Origin of the sequence: Nocardia salmonicida (assembly GCF_036142455.1) — a bacterium.
Lineage (GTDB): Bacteria > Actinomycetota > Actinomycetes > Mycobacteriales > Mycobacteriaceae > Nocardia > Nocardia salmonicida.
The window spans coordinates 5981161-6002823 of sequence record NZ_CP108014.1; the positions used below are offsets into that span (position 1 = coordinate 5981161).

19 protein-coding genes and 1 pseudogene are annotated in these 21663 nt (G+C 66.9%); 10 read left to right on the plus strand and 10 right to left on the minus strand.

Annotation, left to right across the window (positions count from 1 at the left end):
- Nucleotides 1–34: 34 nt before the first annotated feature.
- Together OHS03_RS28015 and lppU are read right to left on the minus strand one after the other, a co-directional pair.
- Nucleotides 35–1492, minus strand: coding sequence for an MFS transporter (locus tag OHS03_RS28015; RefSeq protein WP_328658192.1), 1458 nt, complete (start codon nt 1490–1492; stop codon nt 35–37).
- 37 nt (nt 1493–1529) lie between these two features.
- Nucleotides 1530–2147, minus strand: coding sequence for an LppU family putative lipoprotein (gene lppU / locus OHS03_RS28020; RefSeq protein ID WP_328658194.1), 618 nt, complete (start codon nt 2145–2147; stop codon nt 1530–1532).
- A gap of 231 nt (nt 2148–2378) precedes the next feature.
- On the opposite strand from lppU, the gene OHS03_RS28025 reads away from it, so the two are divergent.
- From OHS03_RS28025 to OHS03_RS28055, 7 genes are all read left to right on the plus strand, one after another.
- Nucleotides 2379–3539, plus strand: coding sequence for a serine hydrolase domain-containing protein (locus OHS03_RS28025; protein WP_062990704.1), 1161 nt, complete (start codon nt 2379–2381; stop codon nt 3537–3539).
- A gap of 36 nt (nt 3540–3575) precedes the next feature.
- Nucleotides 3576–4913: a cytochrome P450 gene (locus OHS03_RS28030; protein WP_328658195.1), complete on the plus strand. Its 1338-nt coding sequence runs from the start codon at nt 3576–3578 to the stop codon at nt 4911–4913.
- A gap of 319 nt (nt 4914–5232) precedes the next feature.
- Nucleotides 5233–6123: a L,D-transpeptidase gene (locus tag OHS03_RS28035; RefSeq protein WP_328658197.1), complete on the plus strand. Its 891-nt coding sequence runs from the start codon at nt 5233–5235 to the stop codon at nt 6121–6123.
- 158 nt (nt 6124–6281) lie between these two features.
- Entirely contained in the window at nt 6282–7193 is a 912-nt protein-coding gene (locus tag OHS03_RS28040) for a carbohydrate ABC transporter permease (RefSeq protein WP_328658199.1), read from the plus strand.
- Complete coding sequence (locus OHS03_RS28045; protein WP_328658201.1) at nt 7190–8056, plus strand: carbohydrate ABC transporter permease; 867 nt, start codon at nt 7190–7192, stop codon at nt 8054–8056. Before OHS03_RS28040 ends, OHS03_RS28045 begins: the two co-directional genes overlap by 4 nt.
- Nucleotides 8057–8077: 21 nt before the next feature.
- Nucleotides 8078–9406 carry an ABC transporter substrate-binding protein gene (locus OHS03_RS28050; protein WP_328658203.1) on the plus strand — a complete coding sequence of 443 codons (1329 nt, stop codon included), beginning with the start codon at nt 8078–8080 and terminating at the stop codon, nt 9404–9406.
- Between the two features lie 67 nt (nt 9407–9473).
- The gene (locus tag OHS03_RS28055; protein ID WP_328658205.1) at nt 9474–10550 is read left to right on the plus strand and encodes an ABC transporter ATP-binding protein; all 1077 of its coding nucleotides are present in this window, start codon (nt 9474–9476) and stop codon (nt 10548–10550) included.
- A 10-nt stretch (nt 10551–10560) separates the two neighbouring features.
- Here OHS03_RS28055 and OHS03_RS28060 read toward each other — a convergent pair whose 3' ends face one another.
- The 5 genes from OHS03_RS28060 to OHS03_RS28080 form a co-directional block, all read right to left on the minus strand.
- Nucleotides 10561–11730, minus strand: coding sequence for a Fic family protein (locus OHS03_RS28060; RefSeq protein WP_328658206.1), 1170 nt, complete (start codon nt 11728–11730; stop codon nt 10561–10563).
- A 105-nt stretch (nt 11731–11835) separates the two neighbouring features.
- On the minus strand, nt 11836–12588 hold the full coding sequence (locus tag OHS03_RS28065) for an MBL fold metallo-hydrolase (RefSeq protein ID WP_328658208.1): 753 nt from the start codon (nt 12586–12588) through the stop codon (nt 11836–11838).
- 68 nt (nt 12589–12656) lie between these two features.
- Nucleotides 12657–14672 (minus strand): M13 family metallopeptidase, encoded by a 2016-nt coding sequence (locus OHS03_RS28070; protein WP_328658211.1) that lies wholly within the window; start codon nt 14670–14672, stop codon nt 12657–12659.
- 42 nt (nt 14673–14714) lie between these two features.
- Nucleotides 14715–15080 carry a DUF397 domain-containing protein gene (locus tag OHS03_RS28075; protein WP_328658213.1) on the minus strand — a complete coding sequence of 122 codons (366 nt, stop codon included), beginning with the start codon at nt 15078–15080 and terminating at the stop codon, nt 14715–14717.
- 10 nt (nt 15081–15090) lie between these two features.
- Complete coding sequence (locus OHS03_RS28080) at nt 15091–15945, minus strand: helix-turn-helix domain-containing protein (RefSeq protein WP_056822671.1); 855 nt, start codon at nt 15943–15945, stop codon at nt 15091–15093.
- A 221-nt stretch (nt 15946–16166) separates the two neighbouring features.
- Between OHS03_RS28080 and OHS03_RS28085 the strand changes: the two genes are divergently transcribed.
- Entirely contained in the window at nt 16167–16697 is a 531-nt protein-coding gene (locus OHS03_RS28085; RefSeq protein ID WP_328658215.1) for a hypothetical protein, read from the plus strand.
- 2 nt (nt 16698–16699) lie between these two features.
- Here OHS03_RS28085 and OHS03_RS28090 read toward each other — a convergent pair whose 3' ends face one another.
- A complete protein-coding gene (locus tag OHS03_RS28090; RefSeq protein WP_062990724.1) occupies nt 16700–17419 on the minus strand; it encodes a pirin family protein in 720 nt (239 codons plus the stop codon).
- Nucleotides 17420–17618: 199 nt separating this feature from the next.
- Between OHS03_RS28090 and OHS03_RS28095 the strand changes: the two genes are divergently transcribed.
- Nucleotides 17619–18947, plus strand: coding sequence for an MFS transporter (locus tag OHS03_RS28095; RefSeq protein ID WP_328658217.1), 1329 nt, complete (start codon nt 17619–17621; stop codon nt 18945–18947).
- Between the two features lie 10 nt (nt 18948–18957).
- Here OHS03_RS28095 and OHS03_RS28100 read toward each other — a convergent pair whose 3' ends face one another.
- Nucleotides 18958–19194, minus strand: a complete 237-nt coding sequence (locus OHS03_RS28100; protein WP_328658219.1) for a hypothetical protein — start codon at nt 19192–19194, stop codon at nt 18958–18960.
- Nucleotides 19195–19286: 92 nt separating this feature from the next.
- Here OHS03_RS28100 and OHS03_RS28105 point away from each other — a divergent pair, with 92 nt between their 5' ends.
- Nucleotides 19287–20810, plus strand: a complete 1524-nt coding sequence (locus OHS03_RS28105) for a DUF4185 domain-containing protein (RefSeq protein WP_328658221.1) — start codon at nt 19287–19289, stop codon at nt 20808–20810.
- On the opposite strand, the pseudogene OHS03_RS28110 reads toward OHS03_RS28105, so the two are convergent.
- Nucleotides 20779–21620: pseudogene (locus OHS03_RS28110) on the minus strand (5-oxoprolinase subunit C family protein). The gene OHS03_RS28105 and the pseudogene OHS03_RS28110 overlap by 32 nt on opposite strands.
- Nucleotides 21621–21663: the final 43 nt, after the last annotated feature.

Sequence of the window (21663 nt, forward strand, 5' to 3'; positions counted from 1 at the left end):
GGTCGCGTGGTTGTCCACGCGACCCGCTCCTTTTCTATACGTCGTGTACGGCAAGCGATTTCGGTGCGAGCGCGGGGCCGTCGGCGCCCGCGCAGTGCGGCAGGCAGTCGACGCGTTCGAGCTGCGGCGGCTGACGCGGCACCCGGAGCAGCACCGCCGCGATGCCCGCGCCGATCAGCAACAGCAGCGCGCACCAGCGCATCGCGGTGTCGAAGCCCGCGGCGAAGGCGACGGGGTCGTCGAACGCACCGGACAACCCGGCCAGACCGGGCAACGCCGCCACGGCGAGTAGCTGTGCCGTTCGCGCGACGGCGTTGTTCACCCCGGACGCGATACCCGCCTCGCCCTCGCGCACCGCGGCGAGCACCGCGCCCGTCAACGGCGCCACCAGCACCGAAAGCCCCAGCCCGAAGACGAACACGCCGGGCAACACATCGGTGACATAGTCCGCGCCGGGTCCGATCCGCTGCAGCGCGAACACCCCGCCCGCGGCCAGCAGCGGACCGATCGTCATCGGAATCCGCGGCCCATGGCGCTGCGCCCACCGTCCCGCGGGCGCCGACAGCACCAGCATCAGCAGCGTGACAGGCAATCCCGCGGCGCCCGACGCCATCGGCGAGTAGCCGGCGACCAGCTGCAATTGCAGAACCAGCAGGAAGAAGACGCCGCCGAGCGCGGCGTACACGAGCAACGTCACCAGATTCGCCACCGTGAACATCCGCGAACGGAACAGCGAGGGCGGTACCAACGGATTCGGGCTACGCAGTTCCACCAGCACGAAACACACCAGCGCGACCACGCCGACCGTCGTCAGCACGACCCGCGAACCGATGAGTCCCAGGGTGAGGGCGCCGAGCGCGAGCGCGACGATCACCGCTCCCGGTACGTCGATCCGCGCGGGCGCCTGCGGATCACGACTCTCCGGCACGTATCTGAGTGTGACGACGGCGACCACCAGCGCGAGCGGCACATTGAGCAGGAAGATCGCCCGCCAGCCGACCAGATCGATCAATCCACCGCCGAGCAACGGCCCGAACGCACCGGCCACCCCGCCGAGTCCGGACCACAATCCGATCGCGCTGCCCTGATCGCGCCGATCGATCGACGCCGAGATCAGCGCCAGACTCCCCGGTGTGAGCAGCGCACCCGCCACGCCCTGCAGCAACCGCGCGCCGACCAGCATCTCGATATTCACCGCGGCCGCGCACAACAGCGAGGTGATCGCGAATCCGACGATCCCCCAGACGAAGACGCGACGGCGACCGAGCCGGTCACCGAGCGAACCGCCGAGCAGGATGAACGAGGCGAGGGTGAGGGTGTATCCGTTGACGGTCCACTGCAATCCGGCGACATCGGTGTGCAGCGATTCGCCGATGCGTGGCAGCGCCACGGAGACCACGGTGGCGTCCAGCGACGCCATCGACGAGCCGAGGATGGTGGCGAGCAGAATCCACCGACCCGATGCCGAGCTCAGCCGAACCGTCTGTGGCACGACTCCAAACTAGCCGCCACGCACGTCGTTCGTCGGACTACAGGCTCTCCACGCAGACGACGACGCGGCGCTCGGCGTACTTGAAGCCCGAATCGGCGGCGTCGGGGCAGTCGTCGACGCTGTCGGAGTTCTTGTTGATCGTGATCACCTTGACCGGTTCGGTCCCGCCCGCGTTGCAGTCGATGCGCTTGGGTTCGTCGCCGCCCACGTCGATGCAGCCGCCGATGACCCAGTCGATGTCGAGGCACAGCGCGCCGGTCTCGATGCCGTTGAGCGTCTCGGCGTAGAAGTTGTCGCGGTCGCCGACACAGCCGTTGCTGGTCTTGGCCTTGCCGATCACCTTGTAGTTCGACGAGCGGCTACCGCACGCGGCCTTCTCGATGGTCGCGTCGTTGACGGTGCCGCCGAGCGACACGCAATCGCCGATATTGGCCTGGAAGTCGGTCTTGCCGCCCTTGCTCGACGTCGGCGCCGGCTTGCTCGCGGTGGGTTTGCCGGTGGTCTTGCCCGGCTTGGTGGTCGGAGTCGCACTGCTCGTCGCGGGGACGACGTCGATCGCCGGCTGTGCGTGGCCGTCGATGGTGCCTCCGCAACCGGTCGAGACGAACGCGGTCACGGTGATGGCGATCGCGCCGACGAGCCGGCCGATTGGCAAATCTGCAAACACCTACTGTGAATACACCACCGGAGCTACCCCCGTCGACTCCAACCCGGCGGGTCTTGCCTGCGATACCCTTGGGATTCCGGTCGCCGAGTGCGGAGCGGGGCCCCCGATCGCGTATCAGGAGGTAGCCATGGTGTTTCCGAGGCGAGGCCGTCCGAGTAGTCCACGCACATCGTGAGTAGTAACCCGGCGCCGGTCGGCGATTTCGCGGCCCCACGGCAGATGGTGGTCGATCCGCGCTTCATCCGCCTCGCCGATCATTTCTTCGGGATGTTCTCCCAGCCCAGTCGTGGTGGCGGTGCGCTGGCCATCTATCTGGACGGGCGCCCGGTGGTCGATATCTGGGCGGGCTGGGCGGCCAAGGATCTGCGCTGGACCGGCGAGAACATCGCGCTCACCTTCTCCACCGGCAAGGGCGTCGCCGCCACCGTGCTGCACCGGGTGGCCGAGCGCGGGCTCATCGACTACGAGGAGCCGGTGGCCACCTACTGGCCGGAGTTCGGGGCACACGGCAAGGACGACATCACCGTGCGTGACGTGCTGTCCCATCGCGCGGGCCTGCATCGGGTACGCGGCCTTGTCCCCGGCCGCGAGGGCATTCTCGACTACGACGCGGTGGTGACCGCCCTCGCCGAGAGCCCCGCCGACCCGCGCCGCATCCGCACCTCGGGCTATCACGCGATCACCTTCGGCTGGTTGGTCGCCGAGATCGTGCAGCGGGTGACCGGTGAGCCCTTCACCGAGGTACTGCGTCGAGAAGTGGCCCAGCCGTTGGGTATCGACGAGTTCTGGTTCCAGGTACCGCCGGGCCAGCGGCACCGGATCGCGAAGATCTTTCCGCACCTGGCGCCACCGGGGATCCGCTGGAACACCGCGTCGTCGGTGCTGTCGTGGGTGCGGCCCGCGCGCGGGCTCGCCGAGGCGGGCATGCCGGAGAGTTTCGACGAACTCGTCCGCGATCCGCGGGTGCACGATGCGGTGATGCCCGGCTGGAACGGCGTGTTCTCGGCACGGGCGCTGGCCAGGATGTACGGGGCGCTCGCCAATGGCGGCCAGGTGGGTGAGGTGCGGTTCCTGCGGCCGGAGACGATCGAGACGATCAACCGGACCCAGCAGACCAGCAGCCGCGACTATGTCCTCGGACTACCGCTGCGGTTCACTCTCGGCTACCACCGGCCGGTGCTGATGACCAAGCAGCAGCCGCGAAATGCCTTCGGCCACTACGGCGTCGGCGGGTCTGGTGCCTACGCCGATCCTGATCTGGGGATGTCGATCGCGTTCGTCACCAACCGGCTGGGTGGGGCCGTCACGGCGCTCGGTGACGCACGGCTGGCCAAGCTGGCGGCGATCGCGCAGGGGACCGTACGCGCGGCGCGTCGCTGATCGAACCGCCGGGAGGAGCCCGCCGTAGTAAAGGACATGAGTTCGCTGAGCCCCGCGCCCGCCGCGCCGCGCCTTTCGCTGCTGCACGGCGTCGCCGCGGGGCGGGATTTCGAGGGCTACCTGCGACGACGCGCGGCGCGCAGTGATCCGTTCGCGGTCGGGTTCCCTGGGTTTCCGCCCGTGCTGTTCACCGGAACGGCCGAGGGCGCGCGCGAATTGTTCCGGGCGCCCGTCGCACTGCTCGAGCCGCCTCGACCCAATCCGATCGAGCCGATGGTGGGGGCCGCATCGCTGATTCTCAGTTCCGGGACGCGGCATCGCACGGATCGCGCGCTGCTGGCGCCGGCGTTGCACGGCGCTCGGATGCGGTTGTTGGGGAAGGTCATCCGGGATGCCGCACTGCACGAAATCCAGTGTGGCGCAGGTGGTCCCTGGCAACTCGGCACTCGGATCGATGCGCTCACGGCCGCGCGCGCCATCACCCTGCGCGTCATCCTCGCCGCGGTGTTCGGTTCCGATTCCGATCGCGCGGCCGAATACGGCCCTCCGGTCACCGATTTCCTCGCCGCGTTCACCACCCCACTGATGGTGGCGCCCGTATTGCGCCGCGGCATGGGCGGTTTCGGCCCGTGGGAGCGGTTCACCGCGACTCGGGAGCGACTGGACGAGCTGATCACGGCCGACATCACCCGGCGCCGCCGCACCGGCCCGTCCGACGGTGATCTGCTCGATCTACTCCTCGCCCTGCGCTACGACGACGGTACCGCGCCCACCGACCCCGAACTGTGCGACCAGCTACGCACCCTGCTCGTCGCGGGCCACGAAACCACCGCGACCACGCTCACCTGGGCGCTCTATCACCTGCACCGCGAACCCGGCCTGCTCGATCGCGTGCTCGCCGAGCTGCCCACCGCGGGCGACGACCCCGCCGAACAGGCCCGACTACCGCTGCTCGACGCCGTCTGCCAGGAAACCCTGCGCTTGCACCCGCCGGTGCCGATCGTGCTGCGCACGGTGAAGGAACCGTTGCGCTGGCGCGGAGTCGACGTGGCCGCGGGCGCCACCATCGGCCTTGCCGTCGGCGTCCTGCACAGCCAGCCGTCCACCTGGCCGGCGCCGCACCTGTTCCACCCCGACCGATTCCTCGGCCGCGCGGTCACCCCGTTCGAGTTCGCGCCGTTCGGCGGCGGCCACCGTCGTTGCATCGGCGCGACGCTGGCCGACTACGAGCTGCGGATCGTGCTGGCAACGCTGCTGACCGAGGTCAGGTTGGCCCTCGAGCCGTCCCTGGCGCTCGGTAGGCGACCACGCACGGTGCCGCGCAATCTCGCGACCGCGCCGGATCGAGCGATCCACTTCACACGCACCGAGTGATTTGCCTCACGTGACGTTTGAGACTCACACCTCTGTGCTTCCCGGCTGTTCGCGCGCACTGCCATCGACTCGCCGCTGTGAGCGCGGCGTTTGACGAAAGCCGATGAATAACAGCACGTTATGTGACCCACAGCACATAGTTGCCGCCCTGTTATCACCGCGCAACACGGCTGGCACCCGGTCACCTGGTGCGGGTAGTAATGGAGGGTCAGGGTCGGGGACGTCGTTACCCCGTAGAGACCCGTTGCGGCCTCTGCGTCAATGAGAAAAAGCGTCAATGAGTAGATCTCGGGCCGCCGCACGCGGAACGAGAGATGGAATGGACGAGAAACCTATGCACTACGAGGCAAATATGCGGCAATCGCGCTGGCTCCGCCGGGGTCTGCTGCTGTCGGCGGCGATCGCGGCGACCGGCGCGCTGATCGCCGTGCCCGCGCAGGCTCAGCCGACTCTGCCGGGCTTCGGCGCCGGTTCGAGCCAGCCCGCGGTGAACGAGCCCGCGCAGCAGGCGCCGTTCGCGCCGCCGAACATCAACATCGCCGACGGTGAGACCGTCGGCGTCGCGCAGCCGATCATCATCACCTTCCAGGAGCCGGTCGAGGACCGCGCGGCCGCCGAGCGGGCCATCAAGGTCACCTCGAGCACCAACGCGCCGGGCTACTTCTACTGGACCTCCAGCAAGCAGGTCCGCTGGAAGCCCGCCGAGTTCTGGCCCGCCAACACCAACGTGACCGTGGCCGCGGGTGGCACCACCAGCGCGTTCCACATCGGTGACGCGTTCGTCGCCACCGTCGACGACGCCACCAAGATGATCGTCGTGACGATCAACGGTGAGGTCGTGCGCGAGATGCCGACCTCGCTCGGCAAGACCGGTCACGAGACCCCCAACGGCACCTACATCGTGGGTGAGCGGCTCGAGAAGATGACGATGGACTCGTCCACCTACGGCGTGCCGGTCACCGATCCCGAGGGCTACAAGCTCGAGGTCCAATACGCCACCCGCATCTCCAACAGCGGCATCTTCGTCCACGCCGCACCGTGGTCGGTCGCGCAGCAGGGCTATTCCAACGCCAGCCACGGCTGCCTCAATGTGAGCACCGAGGACGCGAAGTGGTTCCTGGAGAACTCGCGCCGCGGTGACGCCGTGGTCATCACCGGAACCCAGGGCGGAACCCTCAGTGCGGGTGACGGTCTCGGCGACTGGAACTGACGTACTGAGCGCAACGCGCTGAACAAAACCCGAACAATACGATCAATCGAGGTCGTGTTGTTCGGGTTTTTGCTGTAATCGGCACTGTGTGCCCGATGTTCAGAAAATCGGCGGGCAGGGTTAACCAACGGTTCGCCATGCACCGTAAAGCTGCCGCGGTGCGAAAGAGTCCAGAGCGGGTACTCCCCGGGAGAAGCCGTCCGTGGCAGGACTACGCGCTGTTCGCAGTACTCGTGGTGCCGAACCTGGCGCTGCTCACCCTGTTCGTTTACCGACCGCTTGCCGATAACATCCGGCTATCGTTCACCGACTGGAATATCGCTGATCCAGTGGCGAATTCGGTCGGGTTCGACAACTACATCGAGTGGTGGCAGCGCGACGACTCATGGAAGGTCGTCAGCAATACGGTGATCTTCACCGTGGCGGCCGTCGTGGTGAGTATGGCGCTCGGTCTCGCGCTCGCCGTGCTGCTCGATCGAAAACTGTTCGGGCGCAATGTAGTCCGCTCCGCCATTTTCGCGCCGTTCGTGATTTCGGGCGCGGCGATCGGCGTAGCTTTTCAATTCATCTTCGATCCGAGTTTCGGTCTGGTACAAGATGTCCTGCACCGGCTCGGCGTAGACAATGTGCCGGATTTCTATCAGGACCCGGAATGGGCCCTGTTCATGGTGACGCTCACCTACATCTGGAAGAACCTCGGCTACGCCTTCGTGATCTATCTGGCCGCGCTGCAAGGCGTGCGCGCCGAATTACTCGAAGCCGCCGAAATGGATGGTGCGAACAGCTGGACTCGATTCACGAAAGTCCTTCTGCCACAACTACGCCCGACAACCTTCTTCCTGTCGATCACCGTATTGCTGAACTCGCTCCAAGTCTTCGACATCATCAATGTGATGACGCGCGGCGGACCGCTCGGCAACGGCACGACCACGATGGTGTTCCAGGTGTACGAGGAGTCGTTCCGCAATTTCCGGGCCGGGTACGGCGCCACCGTGGCCACGATCATGTTCGTGGTGCTGCTGGTGGTCACGTTGATCCAGGTGCGCGTGATGGACCGAGGCGAACGATGAAACATGTGGGCCCGCAGACGCTTTCGTACCAGCGTCGCCAACGCGCCGTCACCCTCCTCGGCTACGCGGCCATGGTGTGCGTGTTGATCATCGTCGGGGTCCCGATGTTCTGGATCCTGATCACCTCGCTCAAGGACCGCTCCGACATCTACACCCAGCCCGCGGTCTACTGGCCCCACAGCTGGCACCCGGAGAACTACAGCCACGCCACCACCACGGTGCCGTTCTGGACGTTCCTGCGGAACTCGCTGATCGTCACCGGCGTGGTGTCGGTGGTGAAGTTCGCGCTCGGTGTGTTCAGCGCCTACGGCCTGGTGTTCCTGCGCTTCCCCGGCAAGAACATCGTGTTCCTGGTGATCATCGCGGCGCTGATGGTGCCCAACCAGATCACCGTCATCTCCAACTACGCGTTCATCGCGCAGCTCGGCTGGCGAAACACCTTCCAGGGCATCATCGTTCCGCTCTGCGGCGTCGCCTTCGGCACCTTCCTGATGCGCAACCACTTCCTGTCACTGCCCGCCGAGGTGATCGAGGCGGCGCGGATGGACGGGGCGAACTGGTGGCGGCTGCTCACCCGCGTGGTGCTGCCCATGTCGGGGCCGACGATGGTGGCGTTCGCGGTGGTGACGCTGGTCAACGAGTGGAACGAGTACCTCTGGCCGTTCCTGATGGCCGATTCCGCCGACGTCGCGACGTTGCCGGTGGGCCTGACCCTGCTGCAGAACACCGAGAACCCCAGCGTCACCAACTGGGGGCCGGTGATGGCGGGCACCGTGCTCACCATGTTGCCGATCCTCATCGTTTTCCTTGCCCTGCAACGTCACATGATCAAGGGCCTCACCTCCGGTGCGGTCAAGGGTTAAATCTCGAACAGGAGTTCGCCAGTGTCCAACTCACGATTCCCGGCGTTGAGTCGCCGTGGCTTCCTCGGCCTGACCGGCGGCGTCGCCGCTGCCGCCGCGCTGTCCGCGTGCGCGGGCACCGGCGGCGGATCCGGCGATTCCGGTGACGCCGGCACCATCACCTTCTGGTCCAACCACCCCGGCACCTCCAAGGAACTGGAGCTGGAGCTGATCAACCGCTTCCAGGCCAAGTACCCCGACCTGAAGGTGAACCTGGTCGACGCGGGCAAGAACTACGAGGAGGTGGCGCAGAAGTTCAACGCGGCGCTCACCGGCGGTGAACTGCCCGATGTTGTTGTGCTGTCGGATGTCTGGTGGTTCAACTACGCGTTGAGCAAAGCCATCGAGCCGCTCGACGGGCACTTCGGCGCCGCGGGTGTGCAGCTGGGCGACTACGTCGACTCGCTCGCCGCCGACTACCTGTTCGACGGCAAGCACTACGCGCTGCCCTACGCCCGTTCGACCCCGCTGTTCTACTACAACAAGGACGTCTGGGCGAAAGCCGGACTGCCCGACCGCGGCCCGAACTCCTGGCAGGAATTCGACGAGTGGGGCCCCAAGCTTCAGTCCCTCGTCGGCGCCGACAAGTTCGCGCATGCCTGGGGTGACGCCAAGAACTACCTCGGCTGGACCTTCCAGGGCCCGAACTGGACCTTCGGCGGCGCCTACTCCGATCAGTGGAAACTGAAGTTCACCGATCCGGGCTCGATCGCCGCGGCCACGTACCTGCGCGACTCGATCAACGTCAAGAAGTACGCCGCGATCCGCCCGCAGATCGCGGTCGACTTCGGCACCGGTGTCGCCGCCTCGACCATCGCCTCCACCGGCGATTTGAAGGGCATCAAGAAGAACGCCGACGGCAAGTTCGAGGTCGGCACCGCGTTCCTGCCGCATCCGAACGGTCCCGGCGTCACCACCGGCGGCGCGGGTCTGGCCGTGCCTTCGCGGATCTCCGAGGCGCGAAAGGTGAATGCGCTCAAGTTCATCGAGTTCATCACCAACGCGGCCAACACCGCGTACTTCACGCAGAACACGGGCTACATGCCGGTGCGCAAGTCGGCCGTGACCGACCCGAGCGAGATCGACTTCCTGGCGAAGAACCCGAACTCCAAGGTCGCCATCGACCAGCTCTCGGTAGCGAAGTCGCAGGACTACGCCCGGGTGTTCGTGCCCGGCGCCGATCAGATCATCGGCACCGGTTACGAGCAGATCGGCCTCCAGAACGCGGATCCGGCAACGGTTCTCGCGAAGGTGGCCGCCGACGTGCAGGCGATCATCGACCGGCAGATCACGCCCAAGCTGCCCAAGTAGTTCCCCACGGGCCGGTGGTTCGTTGGACCACCGGCCCGTTTCGCATTCCCTGCTAGGAGAAGTCCCCATGGCGACAGTGCAGTTCGACGGTGTGACCCATCGCTATCCCGGCGCCGACGCTCCCGCCGTCGACGCACTCGACATCGACATCGCCGATGGTGAATTCCTCGTGCTGGTCGGCCCTTCCGGCTGCGGCAAGTCGACGAGCCTGCGCATGCTGGCCGGACTGGAATCCGTGGAGGCGGGCACGATTCGGATCGGTGAACGCGATGTCACCGACCTGCCGCCGCGCGCCCGCGACGTGGCGATGGTGTTCCAGAGCTACGCGCTCTACCCGAATATGACCGTCGCCGAGAACATGGGCTTCGCGCTGCGCAATGCGGGCATGTCGAAGTCCGACACCTTGGTTCGGGTGAAGGAAGCCGCGGCAATGCTCGAACTCGAGCCGCTGCTCGACCGCAAACCGGCCAAGCTCTCCGGCGGCCAGCGGCAGCGCGTCGCCATGGGCCGCGCCATCGTGCGCCGCCCGCAGGTGTTCTGCATGGACGAGCCGCTGTCCAACCTGGACGCGAAGTTGCGGGTGAGTACCCGTTCCCAGATCGCCGCGTTGCAGCAGCGTCTCGGCACGACCACGGTCTACGTCACGCACGACCAGGTCGAGGCGATGACGATGGGTCACCGGGTGGCGGTGCTACGCGAGGGCACGTTGCAGCAGATCGCGTCTCCCCGCGAGCTCTACGACAATCCGTTGAACACCTTCGTCGCCGGATTCATCGGTTCACCCGGCATGAACCTGCTCGAAGCACCCGTGCTCGATGGCCAAGCCGTGCTCGACGGACTGCGAATCCCGGTGCCGCGCGGCGTTTCCAGCGCTCGCGTGGTGCTCGGCATCCGTCCCGAGTCCTGGGAGGTCACCACCGACCCCGCCGGCATCACCGTCGTCGCCGAACTACTCGAGGAACTGGGCGCCGAATCGTTCGTCTACACCCACGGCGCGGGCACCGACTGGTCCACCCGCTCCGGCAAGATCGTGGTCCGCGTTGACCGCCGATTTCAGACCACCCTGGGCGAAACGCTGCATCTACGGCCGAAGCCCGAAGAGGTGTTCTTCTTCGACGCGGACACCGAACTGCGCCTGCGCTGAGACCTGCGTGTCAGGACAGGCCCGCCGCGGTGCGTCGGCCGATGGCCGCGTTGAGGGCGCCGAGTTCGGCGAGGATGTCTGTGGCGGCCCAGATGCGGTTTCGTTTGGAGTCGGAGACGACTTCGAGGATGCCGGCGGCGGTGAGGCGATCCAGAGCTCGGTAGGTGGCCGAGTCCGATGTGGTGGTGCTGGCCTTCGCTTCGGCGATCGTGAGGATCGGGTGCTCGAGCAGATTCGCCAGGAGCGCCTCGTCGGCGGAGCCGGCGCGGGGGCGGGCCCGGTCGCGCCAGCCCTGGGGGAGCGCGGTGAGTGCGCGGGCCGAGTCGATCGAGGCCTCGCTCGCGTACACCGCCGCGAGTGCCAGGTACACGACGAATTCCTCGGCGGCGCCGGTTCGGTAGGCGGCCAATTGGGCGAAGTAGCGCGAGGTGTCGGCGAGCATGACCGAGGAGAAGGGGACGGTCACCCGGTCGGTCAGGCCGCGTCGGCGCAGAATGGCGGCCACCAGGGCGCGGCCGATCCGACCGTTGCCACTGACGAACGGGTGGATCGACACGAACTGCGCGTGCGCGAGCGCGGCCTGCACGAGGATCGGCAGGTCCCCACGGGCGACGAAGGCCAGCAGGTCTGCCATCAGTTCGGGCAAGAGTTCCGGTGGGGGCGGCACGTAGAGCGCGTTGAGTGGCGTGTAGTCACTGCCCCCGATCCAGGTCTGGATGGTGCGGAAGCGCCCGGCCTTCTCCCACTCCGGGGCGATCAGCACCCGATGCGCACTCAGCAGACTCGCCTCGGTGATCCGGCCGTTCTCCGCCGTGTCGACCAGGCCGGTCAGCGCCCGCACTGCGGCCACTTGCGACGCCGCCTCGGGGCGAGCCGTCGCGCCACCGAAGGCTTTGCTGAATGCTCGCCAGCCCGCGTCGATGTGCTCGATTCTCGATGATGCGACCGCCTCGCTGCGCAGCAGGAACTCACGCAGGGGAGCCAGGCCACCGTGGCCGGCTTCGAGATGGGTCACCGCGATCGCCGCTGCCTCGCTGGCCGATGTCGTTCGCCTGGTGGCGAAATCGAGGTCGGCGATGCGCGGTGGGATCGACACCCCGACCTGTTCGGGCAGAGGGCCCACCCGCGCGCCGCGCGCCGTCCACTGTCGCTGTTCGACCTGGTGCGCTGGCCAATTCATCGGTTCTTGCAATACTTTCTGCTATCGAAACGCCACAAGCTTGCGAATTACTCGCGTTTTCCGGCTGGAACGAGAGTAACTAGTTCACTACTCGCGCGGTGAAAATCAGGTGAGATCGGCGGCCGCGTGGGCCCGAGCTCGGTCGACGGCTTGCCCGATGCCCTCGGTGAAGGGGTCACCGTGGCCGGGGAGGACCAGGTCGGCGGCGAGGGATTCGAGGGCTTCGAGGGCTGCCAAGGTTTCCGGGGTCGAGTGGTTGAAGAAGTCAGGGAGTAGTTGGGGGCCTTGGATTTTCGACGTGGGATGGGCGGTAACCAGCATGTCGCCGGTGGCTACCGCTCCCGCGTTCGGCAGGTAGAAGGCGCTGTGCCCGGAGGTGTGGCCGGGGGAGGGGATCGCGATCGGATTGCCGGGGAAGTCCAGTGCGCCTTCTGTGGGGAAGGGCCGGATATGAGGAACCGGGTTCTTGCGAAGGCCGCCGGCGGCGGTGATGCGGGCTGCCCAGCCGATCGTGTCGAGGTCGGTGAGGCGTTTGATCACATCGAGCGGGGTGGCGGATTCGTGGACCTCGCCACGGGCGTGGGCGACTTCGATTTCGCTGGTGTAGACCGGGATCCCGTAGTGGCGGTGCAGGTGGTTCAGTGCGCCGACGTGGTCCAGGTGGGCATGGGTCAGCAGGATCGCCTTGATGTCTTCGGGGCGGTGGTCCAGGGCTCGGATCGACTTCTCGATAGTGGCGGCGTCGCCGTGCCAGCCCGCGTCGATGAGCGTCAGATCGCGGCCGTCGCGGAGCAGGACCATGTTCACATGGGTGCCCGCGATGGTGAAGATATTGTCGGCTACCTGCTGGTGACGCATGGGTCCCTCTCCGGAGCAATGGATTTCGACCCTACCGGCGGGCAGGCCACCGGCAGGGTCGAGTCGCATCACCAGATTGTCACGCGCTCCTCGGGCTTCAGGAACAGCTTGTCGTCGGGGGTCACGTCGAAGGCTTCGTAGAAGCTGTCGATATTGCGGATCACCGCATTGCAGCGGAACTCCGGCGGGGAGTGCGGGTCGACGGCGAGGCGGCGGATGGCTTCCTCGGTGCGAGCCTTGGTGCGCCAGACCTGCGCCCAGCCGTAGAAGACGCGCTGCAGCCCGGTGAGGCCGTCGATGACCGGAGGTTCCTTGCCGTCGAGCGAAATCCTGTAGGCGGCCAGGGCGATGGACAGCCCGCCCAGATCGCCGATGTTCTCGCCGATGGTGAACTCGCCGTTCACGGTGTGCTCGTCGTCGAGGTCGGCGGGGGAGAGCACGTTGTACTGGTCGATCAGGGCCTTGGTGCGCTTGCCGAACTCGGCGCGGTCCTCGTCGGTCCACCAGTCCTGCATGTTGCCGTCGCCGTCGTACTTGGCGCCCTGGTCGTCGAAACCGTGGCCGATCTCGTGGCCGATCACCGCGCCGATCCCGCCGTAGTTGGCGGCGTCGTCGGCGTTCATGTCGAAGAACGGCGGCTGCAGGATCGCCGCGGGGAACACGATCTCGTTCATGCCGGGGTTGTAGTAGGCGTTCACCGTCTGCGGGGTCATGAACCATTCGCCGCGATCTACCTCACCACCCAGTTTGCCCAGGTCGCGATCGTGGTCGGCGGCGTGGCCACGGCGGTAGTTGCCGACGAGGTCTCCTGCGTCGATCTCGACCGCCGAGTAGTCACGCCAGGTGTCGGGGTAGCCGATCTTGGGGGTGAACTTCTCCAGCTTGGTGAGCGCGGCGGCGCGAGTGTCGGGGCCCATCCACTCGAGATCGGCGATATTGCGCCGGTATGCCTCCTGCAGGTTGGCCACCAGCTCGACCATCCGGGCCTTGGCCTGCGGCGGAAAGTGCCGGGCCACATACAGTTTGCCGACCGCTTCGCCGAGCAGTTCCTGCACCAGCGACACGCCGCGCTTCCAGCGCTCGCGGTTCTCCTCGGCGCCGGTGAGGGTGCGACCGTAGAAGTCGAAGTACTCCTCGACGATCTCGTCGGTGAGGAATCCGGCGCGCGCGTGCAGCACCTGCCACGCCGTCCACGCCTGCCAATCCGCTCGCGGCACCTCGGCCCACGCGGTGGCGAAGGCGCGCAGGTAGTCGGGCTGACGAACGACGAGCTCGGCGAACAGATCCTCGCCGTCACGGTCGAGACCGGTGGCGACGCCTTCCACCCAAGCGGCCCAGTCGAATTCCGGGTGCTCGGCGACCAGGTCGGCGAAGGTCGTGAGGTTGTAGCTCTTTTCGGCATCGCGGCGCCGAACCACATCCCAATGGCCCGCGGCGAGTGTGCGTTCCAGCTCGAACACGCGGCGGGCGGCGTCGGCCGGGTCCGCGGGGAGCAGGCCGTCCAAGGCCGCGTCGGCGGCGGCAATGGTGAACATCTTGGTGATGTGCGCGAGGTAGGCGTCGCGGATCGGCGCGAACTCATCAGAGCGGTAGTAGGACTCGTCGGGCAGCCCGATGCCCGACTGGGTCGCGTGCACCAGGTACCGGGTGGAGTTCTTGTCGTCGGTGTCGACGTAGTAGGCGAGCGCGCCACGAACTCCCGTGCGCTGCAAGCGTCCGAGCAGCGCGGCGAACGCGCTCGGGTCGGCGACCTCGGCGATCGCGCGCAGCTCGTCGGCGATCGGGGTGAACCCGGCCGCCGCGACCACATCGGTAGCCATGAAGCTCGAGAACAGATCCCCGATCTTGCGGGCATCGGCATCGTCGGCCGCACCGGAGGCACTGTCGGTGATGATCGCCTGCACATCGAGCTCGGCCTGGTCGTAGAGCGTGCGGAACGCACCGTCGACGGCCCGGTCGGCAGGAATCTCGTACCCGGCCAACCACTGCCCGTTGACATGCGCGAACAGATCGTCCTGCACCCGCACATCCTGATCGCGGAAGGACAGATCAATACCGGAGGGAGCACTCAGATCAGAAGTCACGCTCCCCAGTATGCCGAAACACCGGTGGTCGGCGACGTGGTCTTACACGCAGGCGAACTCGTCGTCTCGGACGCCGGCTACGAAGGCTTCCCATTCGGGGGCGGTGAAGTGGAGGAGGACGTCTTCGTGGCGGAGGGTGGTCGAACCGTCGGGGGAGGTATGGGCGACGAGGTCGGGGTGGCGGCGCGCGGTCCGGAGGTAGTGCAGGAAGGCTGTCCACAGGGGGGCGTCGACGGTGATGATGGGCTCGTCCAGGCCGGTGTTCATCGGGTTGCGGCGGAATTTGCTGTCTCGTACCTGGACAGAGTTTCCATCGAAACGAACCTCGACACATTGGTTGCCGTTATTGGAGTGCGACGAGCTGAACCAGCCGTGTTCGGCCGGGCGGCGACGAGCTGTGGTGGACATACCTCGAATCTTACACGCTCGCATACTCCCTGATCAGGGCGAGAGATTCGGTGCGAGAAAGAGATTGCTCGCGGGCACGCACGTAGGCGAAGCCGAGATCGCGGACCTGTTCGGCATCGTCGACATGACCACCGAACACCGCGCTCTCGGCCCATGCGAAGGTCGGTAGCTGATCGCTTGCGAAGTCGAGCAGATGGAAGCTGGAACCGCCGAGCACGGCTCCTTCGGGCGCACTGAACGGGATGACGCGCACGTCGACGGTGTCGAGCTCACGCACCAGCGTGACCAGGTGACGCAACTGCTCACGCAACACCGCACTACCGCCGGTCTGCTGACGAAGAGTGGCCTCGCCGAGGACGGCGGTGAGTTCGAGCGGATCGGGTTCGCGCAGCCGCCGCTGACGGCGCAGTCGTATAGAGACTAATTGGTCCACCTGCACCGGGCGGATCATCACATCGGCGCTGATCAGCGCCCGCGCGTATGCCTCGGTCTGCAACAGCCCCGGCACGATCATGCTGTCGTAGCTGCGAATACTCTCCGCGCCCGCCTCCATCCCGTACAACCGCTGCAATTCGGGACCGATCAGAGCCGAGGAGGCCGTCGTCCACCAGCCGCGTTGCTTGCTCGCCTCGAGCAGTGCGAGCAGTTCGCGGCGTTCGTCGGGCGTGACGTCGAGAACGTCGAGGACCGGCTCGATCGTGGTGCGGGTGAGCACCCGCCTGCCCTTCTCGACATGGGACCAATTGGCGGGAGTGAACCCGACGCGGCGGGCGAACCCGGCCGAATCGAACCCGCGCTGCTCGCGCAGTTCACGCAGGCGCAGGACGAGTTCCCACCGTGCGACAGTCGGCGAAACGGGAGCCATGGGCGAATATCGTACGCTGATCGACACGCTAGCTACTGACTATTGTCAGCGCGGTTGTGCGGCTATAGGCTGTCCGGAACGGTCTTTTTCTCTCATGTCCTGCCGTTATGAAAAAGTTTCCCGCGCCACCGGGCCTTGATGGTCCACCCCTTACCGAGATTCGCCCGAAGCGAGCGAACTCCCAGCTACATCGAGCCACCGTCGACAGAGACGAGGTCGTGATGAGCACGTTGCACACTGATGAGGACAAGGGCGGGTATACGGCGGCCGAGGAGTACTCGGCCACCCAGGACGCTTTGGCGCGCTGTCGCCACTACCGCAAGCACCATGGCCTCTACGGCGTCGTCGACGCCGCACTGGGGCGGATCGTGCTCGAGATCGGCGCGGTCGGCGCGGTGGTGATGCCGTCGACGCTGGGCGAACGGGTCCGCGGGCTGCTCGTCACGCGCGGCCTGCGCTGCGGGCCGATCATCGCCCATCCACGGTCCGGTCGCTGGACCTTCCTCACCGGGCCGGTCGACAACTCCTACCTCGACACCGTGCTGTTCGCCGAGCTGTTCCGGGTGTGCGCCTCGGTCGCCTTACCTGGCAGCGACATCGTGCTGCCGTCGCCGGCCGACGAGCGCAGTGGATACCGCACCTGGATGCAGGCGCCCGACGGTGATTTCCGGCCGGATTTCGCGACGATCGTCGCCGTGACCCGGACCAACGCCAAGTCGGCGACCTTGGCGCGCCAGCCGGGTTCGGCCTGAGTTCACCCGCCGCCGAGGCGCGCGTGCATCTCCCAGACCAGCACCTCGGCATCGCCGTGCGGACGGATCAACTGGCCGCCGGAGCGGGTCAGCCGGATCGCGTCGCCCTGCGACAGGGTACCGAGCCCCTCGACGTCGATCTCGCCGCGCGCGACGAAAACATGCAGGTAGGGCGCATCGGGGAGGGTCACACCGGGACTGTCGGCGGTCATCCTGGCGACGTGCATGGCGGCGTGTGAGGAGTTGATCGCGATGGCGGTGCGGTCGCGATAGCGGGGTAGGCCCGACGCGACCGTCACCAGATCGCCGCGTGCGAGCTCGTCATCGATCTCGAGCTGCTGGTAGCCGGGGTCGACGCCGGGCTCGTCGGGGACCACCCACATCTGCACGAAATGCACGGGCTCGTCGTGGGATCTGCCGTCCAGGCGCCACGAATCGTTCTTCTCGGAGTGCTGGATGCCGGTGCCCGCGCTCATCCGCTGGGCCAGACCCGGATAGATGACGCCGTTGTGTCCGAGCGAATCCTGATGCACGAGGCTGCCGCCGAGCACCCAGGTGACGATTTCCATGTCTCGATGCGGATGCGTGTCGAAGCCCTCGCCGGGCAGCACCACGTCCTCGTTGTTCACCAGCAACAGCCCGTGATGGGTGTTGTCCGGGTCGTAGTGCTCGCCGAACGAGAACGAATGCTTGGAGTCGAGCCACGGGATCCGCGTCTTCATCCGGTCGCCACCGCGGTGTAGTTCTAACCGCGGGGGTGTCGTCGATGGGGGCGTCACAGTTCAATTCTGGCACCAATCGTGGCGATGTACCGCTCACGGTGTGCGTGGTCCGCGGGCCGGTTCGCCGTGGCACTAGGGTCATGGCGTGTCGACTCATCCCTCTGACGGCTCGAATACGGCGGATGAGCAGCCGATCTCGATGAGACATCTGCTTCGCGACACCCGCGAGGTGATCCGTCGAAACCCGCGGATGCCGCGCCTCGCCCTGCTGCGCCTTGCCGCGCAATTCGGTGACGGGATGTTCCAGGCTGCCCTGTCGGGAGCGATCCTTTTCAATCCGGAACGCGAGACCGATCCGCTGGCCATCGCCGCGGGTTTCGCGGTACTGCTGCTGCCGTATTCGGTGCTCGGGCCCTACGCGGGCGCGCTGCTGGATCGATGGGATCGGCGCAATGTACTGCTGGTCGCGAGTGCGGCGCGGGCGATGTTGATCGCCACGGCCGCGATCACCTTGTTCGTCGGGGTTGGGGAGACGCCGCTGCTGGTGCTGGCCTTGGCGACGGTGGGGATCAGCAGGTTCGTGCTGGCCGGTGTGTCGGCGGCGCTGCCGCGAGTGCTCGAACAGCGTTGTCTGGTTCCGATGAACTCGGTGCTGGCGACGGTGGCCTCGGTGTGTGCCGGCATCGGCGCGGCGACATCGGTGTCGGTGATCGCGCTGATCGGCGCGGGTGACGCGGCCTCGGCGGCGGCGGTGGCGCTCAGCGGCATCGGCTCCTTGGTCGGCGTGGTGCTGGCCTACGGATTCCGCCCGCATGTGCTCGGGCCGGATCGCGGTTCGGCCGAGACCGAGACCGCCGTGCACGCCATCGCGACCGGTCTGCGCACCGGCGCGCGAGCGGTCTGGCATTCGGCGCAGGTGACGACGGCGATGATCGGAATCGGCGCGCATCGCATCGTGTTCGGGATGAACACGCTGATCATGGTCCTGGTGCTGCGTCAGCCGACCGACAGCGACGAGATGAGCGGCGGGTTGGTCGGCTTCGGGGTCGCGATCGGGTTCGCGGCGGCGGGGATGCTGGTGGCCGCGGTCGGCGCGCCGATCCTGATCCCGCGTCTCGGCAGACCGCGCACCGTGCTGCTCGGGCTCACGACGGCGGTGATCGTGCAGCTCACGCTGGTGACACCGATCGCGCTGGCCACCGGTCCGGCCGTCGACGATGCGCACCGGCTGCTGCTGATCGGCGCGTTCGGGCTCGGCCTCGCCGGTCAGACGATCAAGCTGACCGGCGACGCGAGCATGCAGATCGACATCGTCGACGATCAGCGCGGACAGGTATTCGCCCTGCAGGACACGGTTTTCAACGTCTGCTTCGTCTTGGCGATCGCGGTGACCGCGCTGGTGATTCCGGCCGACGGACGCTCTATCGGAGTGGTGCTGGCCGGCGCCGGGGTCTACGTGCTCGGCATCGCGGCCATCGCGCTCAATTCCCGTCGAGCCGGGGTGGGCCCAGCTCAACTCCGGGGATAGCCGAACACGCCTATGGCAGTAAGCCATCGTCGCCGTCGCTGAGGGTGCCCGCGGGTTCCTGCGCGAGGACCGTGCGGTGGTCGACGGTCGACAATGGGATGTCGGGGAGGAAAGCGTCGTAGTCGATGCCGGAGTCGTAGTCGACCCAGAGGGTGTCGACGACGCTCGTGTCGGCCAGTTCGTCGTGGCTCGACCAGTGGTGCACGACCGCGTCGCCGGTTCCGAAGACGTACTCGATTTCGCTCACATCTGCTTGGACGCACAGCAACAGCGATCGGTTCCGGTAAGTTCTCACAAGATCACAGGTGTTCCTCGCCGACACCGATTCCAGGGAGCCAGATGCGCGCAAGACCGGTATCGCACGGAACTGCCGCCGTGGGTGTGGCGCTGTCCGCGATCCTCGCTGTTCCCGCGCAGGCGGGACCGTTGCCCTGGCTGCCGCCGCCGGTGAATATCTGCGGGGAAACGGGATTCGACCCGGTCAACCGGCTGCCCGACCCGGCCGCGCCGCCCGCGCCGATCCTGCCGCCGAGCATCGATATCCCGATCTGGGTGCCGCAGCTGACGCCGGTCCCGATTCCCGACCCGCCGCACGACAACACGCGCGTGGCACAGGTTCCGCTGCCCTCGGATCCGTGCCGCAATCCGTGCCCGGAGGTACGGGACACGCCGGAACCGGAACCGGAAAGTACCGACGAGACAACGTCGACCGGTTCGGCGGTCGCGTTGCCGCGGATCAGAATCAATCCGGAGATCGAGCCCATCCCGATCCCGGTACCCGGCGGTGAGGGCGAGCCGGCCCAGGAAGCACCCGAGCCGGTGGTCCGGCCGACCGAACGGGGCCCGCTGGGAGCGCCGGTCATGCCCGCGAAGGTGGAGTCCGTGCGGCTCGTCGACCAGGTCACCGGGCACGGCTCGGCCAACCGGACCGATATGCGCTGGCAGGTCGACGGCACCGATCTCGGGCTGTTCTGGGAAACCGAGCCGGGCAAGGTGGCCATGGTTTTCGGCGACACCTTCGGCGAGGGCTGGGCTTACGGCGGCGCGGGCTCCGATTCCGCCGACTGGCGATCGAATGTGCTCGCCTACAGCACCGACAAGGATCTGAGCGACGGGATCACCATCGACTCGATGGTGCAGGACAGCGCCTGTCACGCCGCCGAGCTCCTCGGCAGCCGCAAGATCAGGAACTGGGAGACCACCACGATCCCGACCTCGGGATTCGCGCTCGGCAAACGGCAGTTCATGAGCTACATGTCGGTGAACCACTGGTCGAAGATCCCCGGCATGTGGATGACGAACTACGGCGGACTGGCCTACTCCGACGACGGCGGCTCGACCTGGACCAAAGATCAGCATGCCCGCTGGGAGAACATGTTCGGGCTCGGACAATTCCAGGTGGCGGCGATGGTGCCGCACGGCGACTACGTCTACATGTTCGGCACGCCCAACGGCCGGATCGGGATGATCGGCCTGGCCAGGGTGCGCAAGGCCGACGTGCTCAACAAGACGGCCTATCAGTACTGGGTGGACGGTAATTGGGCTCCAGCGGCCCAGAATTCGGCGACACCGCTCGTGCAAGGCACCGCCAGTGAGCTGTCGGTGCGGTACGACGAGGAGAGCCGGCAGTGGCAGATGGTCTATCTCGACTCGGCCGCGGGCCAGATCGTGCTGCGGACCGCGGGCCGGCCGCAGGGCGCGTGGACATCGACGGTGCCGCTGGTATCCACCGAGATGTATCCGAAGGCGTACGGCGGTTTCATCCATCCGTGGTCGACCGCGCAGGATCTGTACTTCACGATGTCGGCGTGGGACAGCTACAACGTGTATCTCATGCACGCACGGTTGAATCCGCCACGCTGATCGCCGGTGCCGCCACGAACACCAGTTTTTCTCCCGGGCGGGCCTGCGCGACACGGTCGACATCGGTATCGAGGACGACGGCGATCACCGGGTAGCCGCCCGTGATCGGGTGGTCGGCCAGGAACACCACCGGCTGACCGCTCGGCGGTACCTGCACCGATCCCAACGCAGTACGAGGCGATCCAGGCGCGCGCCGACCCGGTCGGTATCGGAAGAAACGATCCAGGAACCACGGAACAGCTGGTCGGGATCGGTGAACCAATCGGCGCGCGGGCCCGGACACGCCCGGATCGTGAGTAGTTCCGGTCGCCGCGGAACCGGCGCGAACTCCACGGTCGGAAGGGTGCGCGGCGGGGGCCCGACCGGTAACTGCGTGCCGATTGCCAGCGGGTCGGGGCCGATGCCGGACAACGTGTCACGGCTGCGCGAGCCGAGCACCTTGGCCACATCGATGCCGCCGCGCACCGCCACATAACTACGCAGACCGGTGCTCGCCGAGCCCAATCGCAGCACCTGGCCCTCGTCGAGTTCGAGCACGCTGGCATGTCCGACCGGAGTGCCGTCGACGGTGGCGGGGGCGGGCGCACCGGTGACCGCGACGGTGAGGTGACCGTCGGCGCGCAGGGCGAGGCCGCCGAGCAGTACTTCGATGGCGGCGAAATTCTCCGGATTGCCGACCAGCCGGTTCGCCAGCCGCAGTGACCCGCGGTCGGCCGCGCCCGCCTGACCGACGCCGGAATCGAACCAGCCCTGTCTACCCAGGTCCTGCACCGTCGCGAGCGGCCCCACCCGCTCGATAAAGATCAGCATGCGATCTCTCCCCGATTCGCTGTCGAGGCGGCACACCATTGAG

Bases quoted from the DNA above. Each gene is read 5' to 3' on its own strand.
- OHS03_RS28095 (WP_328658217.1), top strand. From the start codon at position 17,619: ATGAGACATCTGCTTCGCGACACCCGCGAGGTGATCCGTCGAAACCCG.
- OHS03_RS28025 (WP_062990704.1), top strand. From the start codon at position 2,379: ATGGTGGTCGATCCGCGCTTCATCCGCCTCGCCGATCATTTCTTCGGG.
- OHS03_RS28065 (WP_328658208.1), bottom strand. From the start codon at position 12,588: ATGCGTCACCAGCAGGTAGCCGACAATATCTTCACCATCGCGGGCACC.
- OHS03_RS28055 (WP_328658205.1), top strand. From the start codon at position 9,474: ATGGCGACAGTGCAGTTCGACGGTGTGACCCATCGCTATCCCGGCGCC.
- OHS03_RS28045 (WP_328658201.1), top strand. From the start codon at position 7,190: ATGAAACATGTGGGCCCGCAGACGCTTTCGTACCAGCGTCGCCAACGC.
- OHS03_RS28060 (WP_328658206.1), bottom strand. From the start codon at position 11,730: ATGAATTGGCCAGCGCACCAGGTCGAACAGCGACAGTGGACGGCGCGC.
- OHS03_RS28090 (WP_062990724.1), bottom strand. From the start codon at position 17,419: ATGAAGACGCGGATCCCGTGGCTCGACTCCAAGCATTCGTTCTCGTTC.
- OHS03_RS28035 (WP_328658197.1), top strand. From the start codon at position 5,233: ATGGACGAGAAACCTATGCACTACGAGGCAAATATGCGGCAATCGCGC.
- OHS03_RS28030 (WP_328658195.1), top strand. From the start codon at position 3,576: ATGAGTTCGCTGAGCCCCGCGCCCGCCGCGCCGCGCCTTTCGCTGCTG.
- OHS03_RS28105 (WP_328658221.1), top strand. From the start codon at position 19,287: ATGCGCGCAAGACCGGTATCGCACGGAACTGCCGCCGTGGGTGTGGCG.
- OHS03_RS28085 (WP_328658215.1), top strand. From the start codon at position 16,167: ATGAGCACGTTGCACACTGATGAGGACAAGGGCGGGTATACGGCGGCC.
- OHS03_RS28075 (WP_328658213.1), bottom strand. From the start codon at position 15,080: ATGTCCACCACAGCTCGTCGCCGCCCGGCCGAACACGGCTGGTTCAGC.
- OHS03_RS28080 (WP_056822671.1), bottom strand. From the start codon at position 15,945: ATGGCTCCCGTTTCGCCGACTGTCGCACGGTGGGAACTCGTCCTGCGC.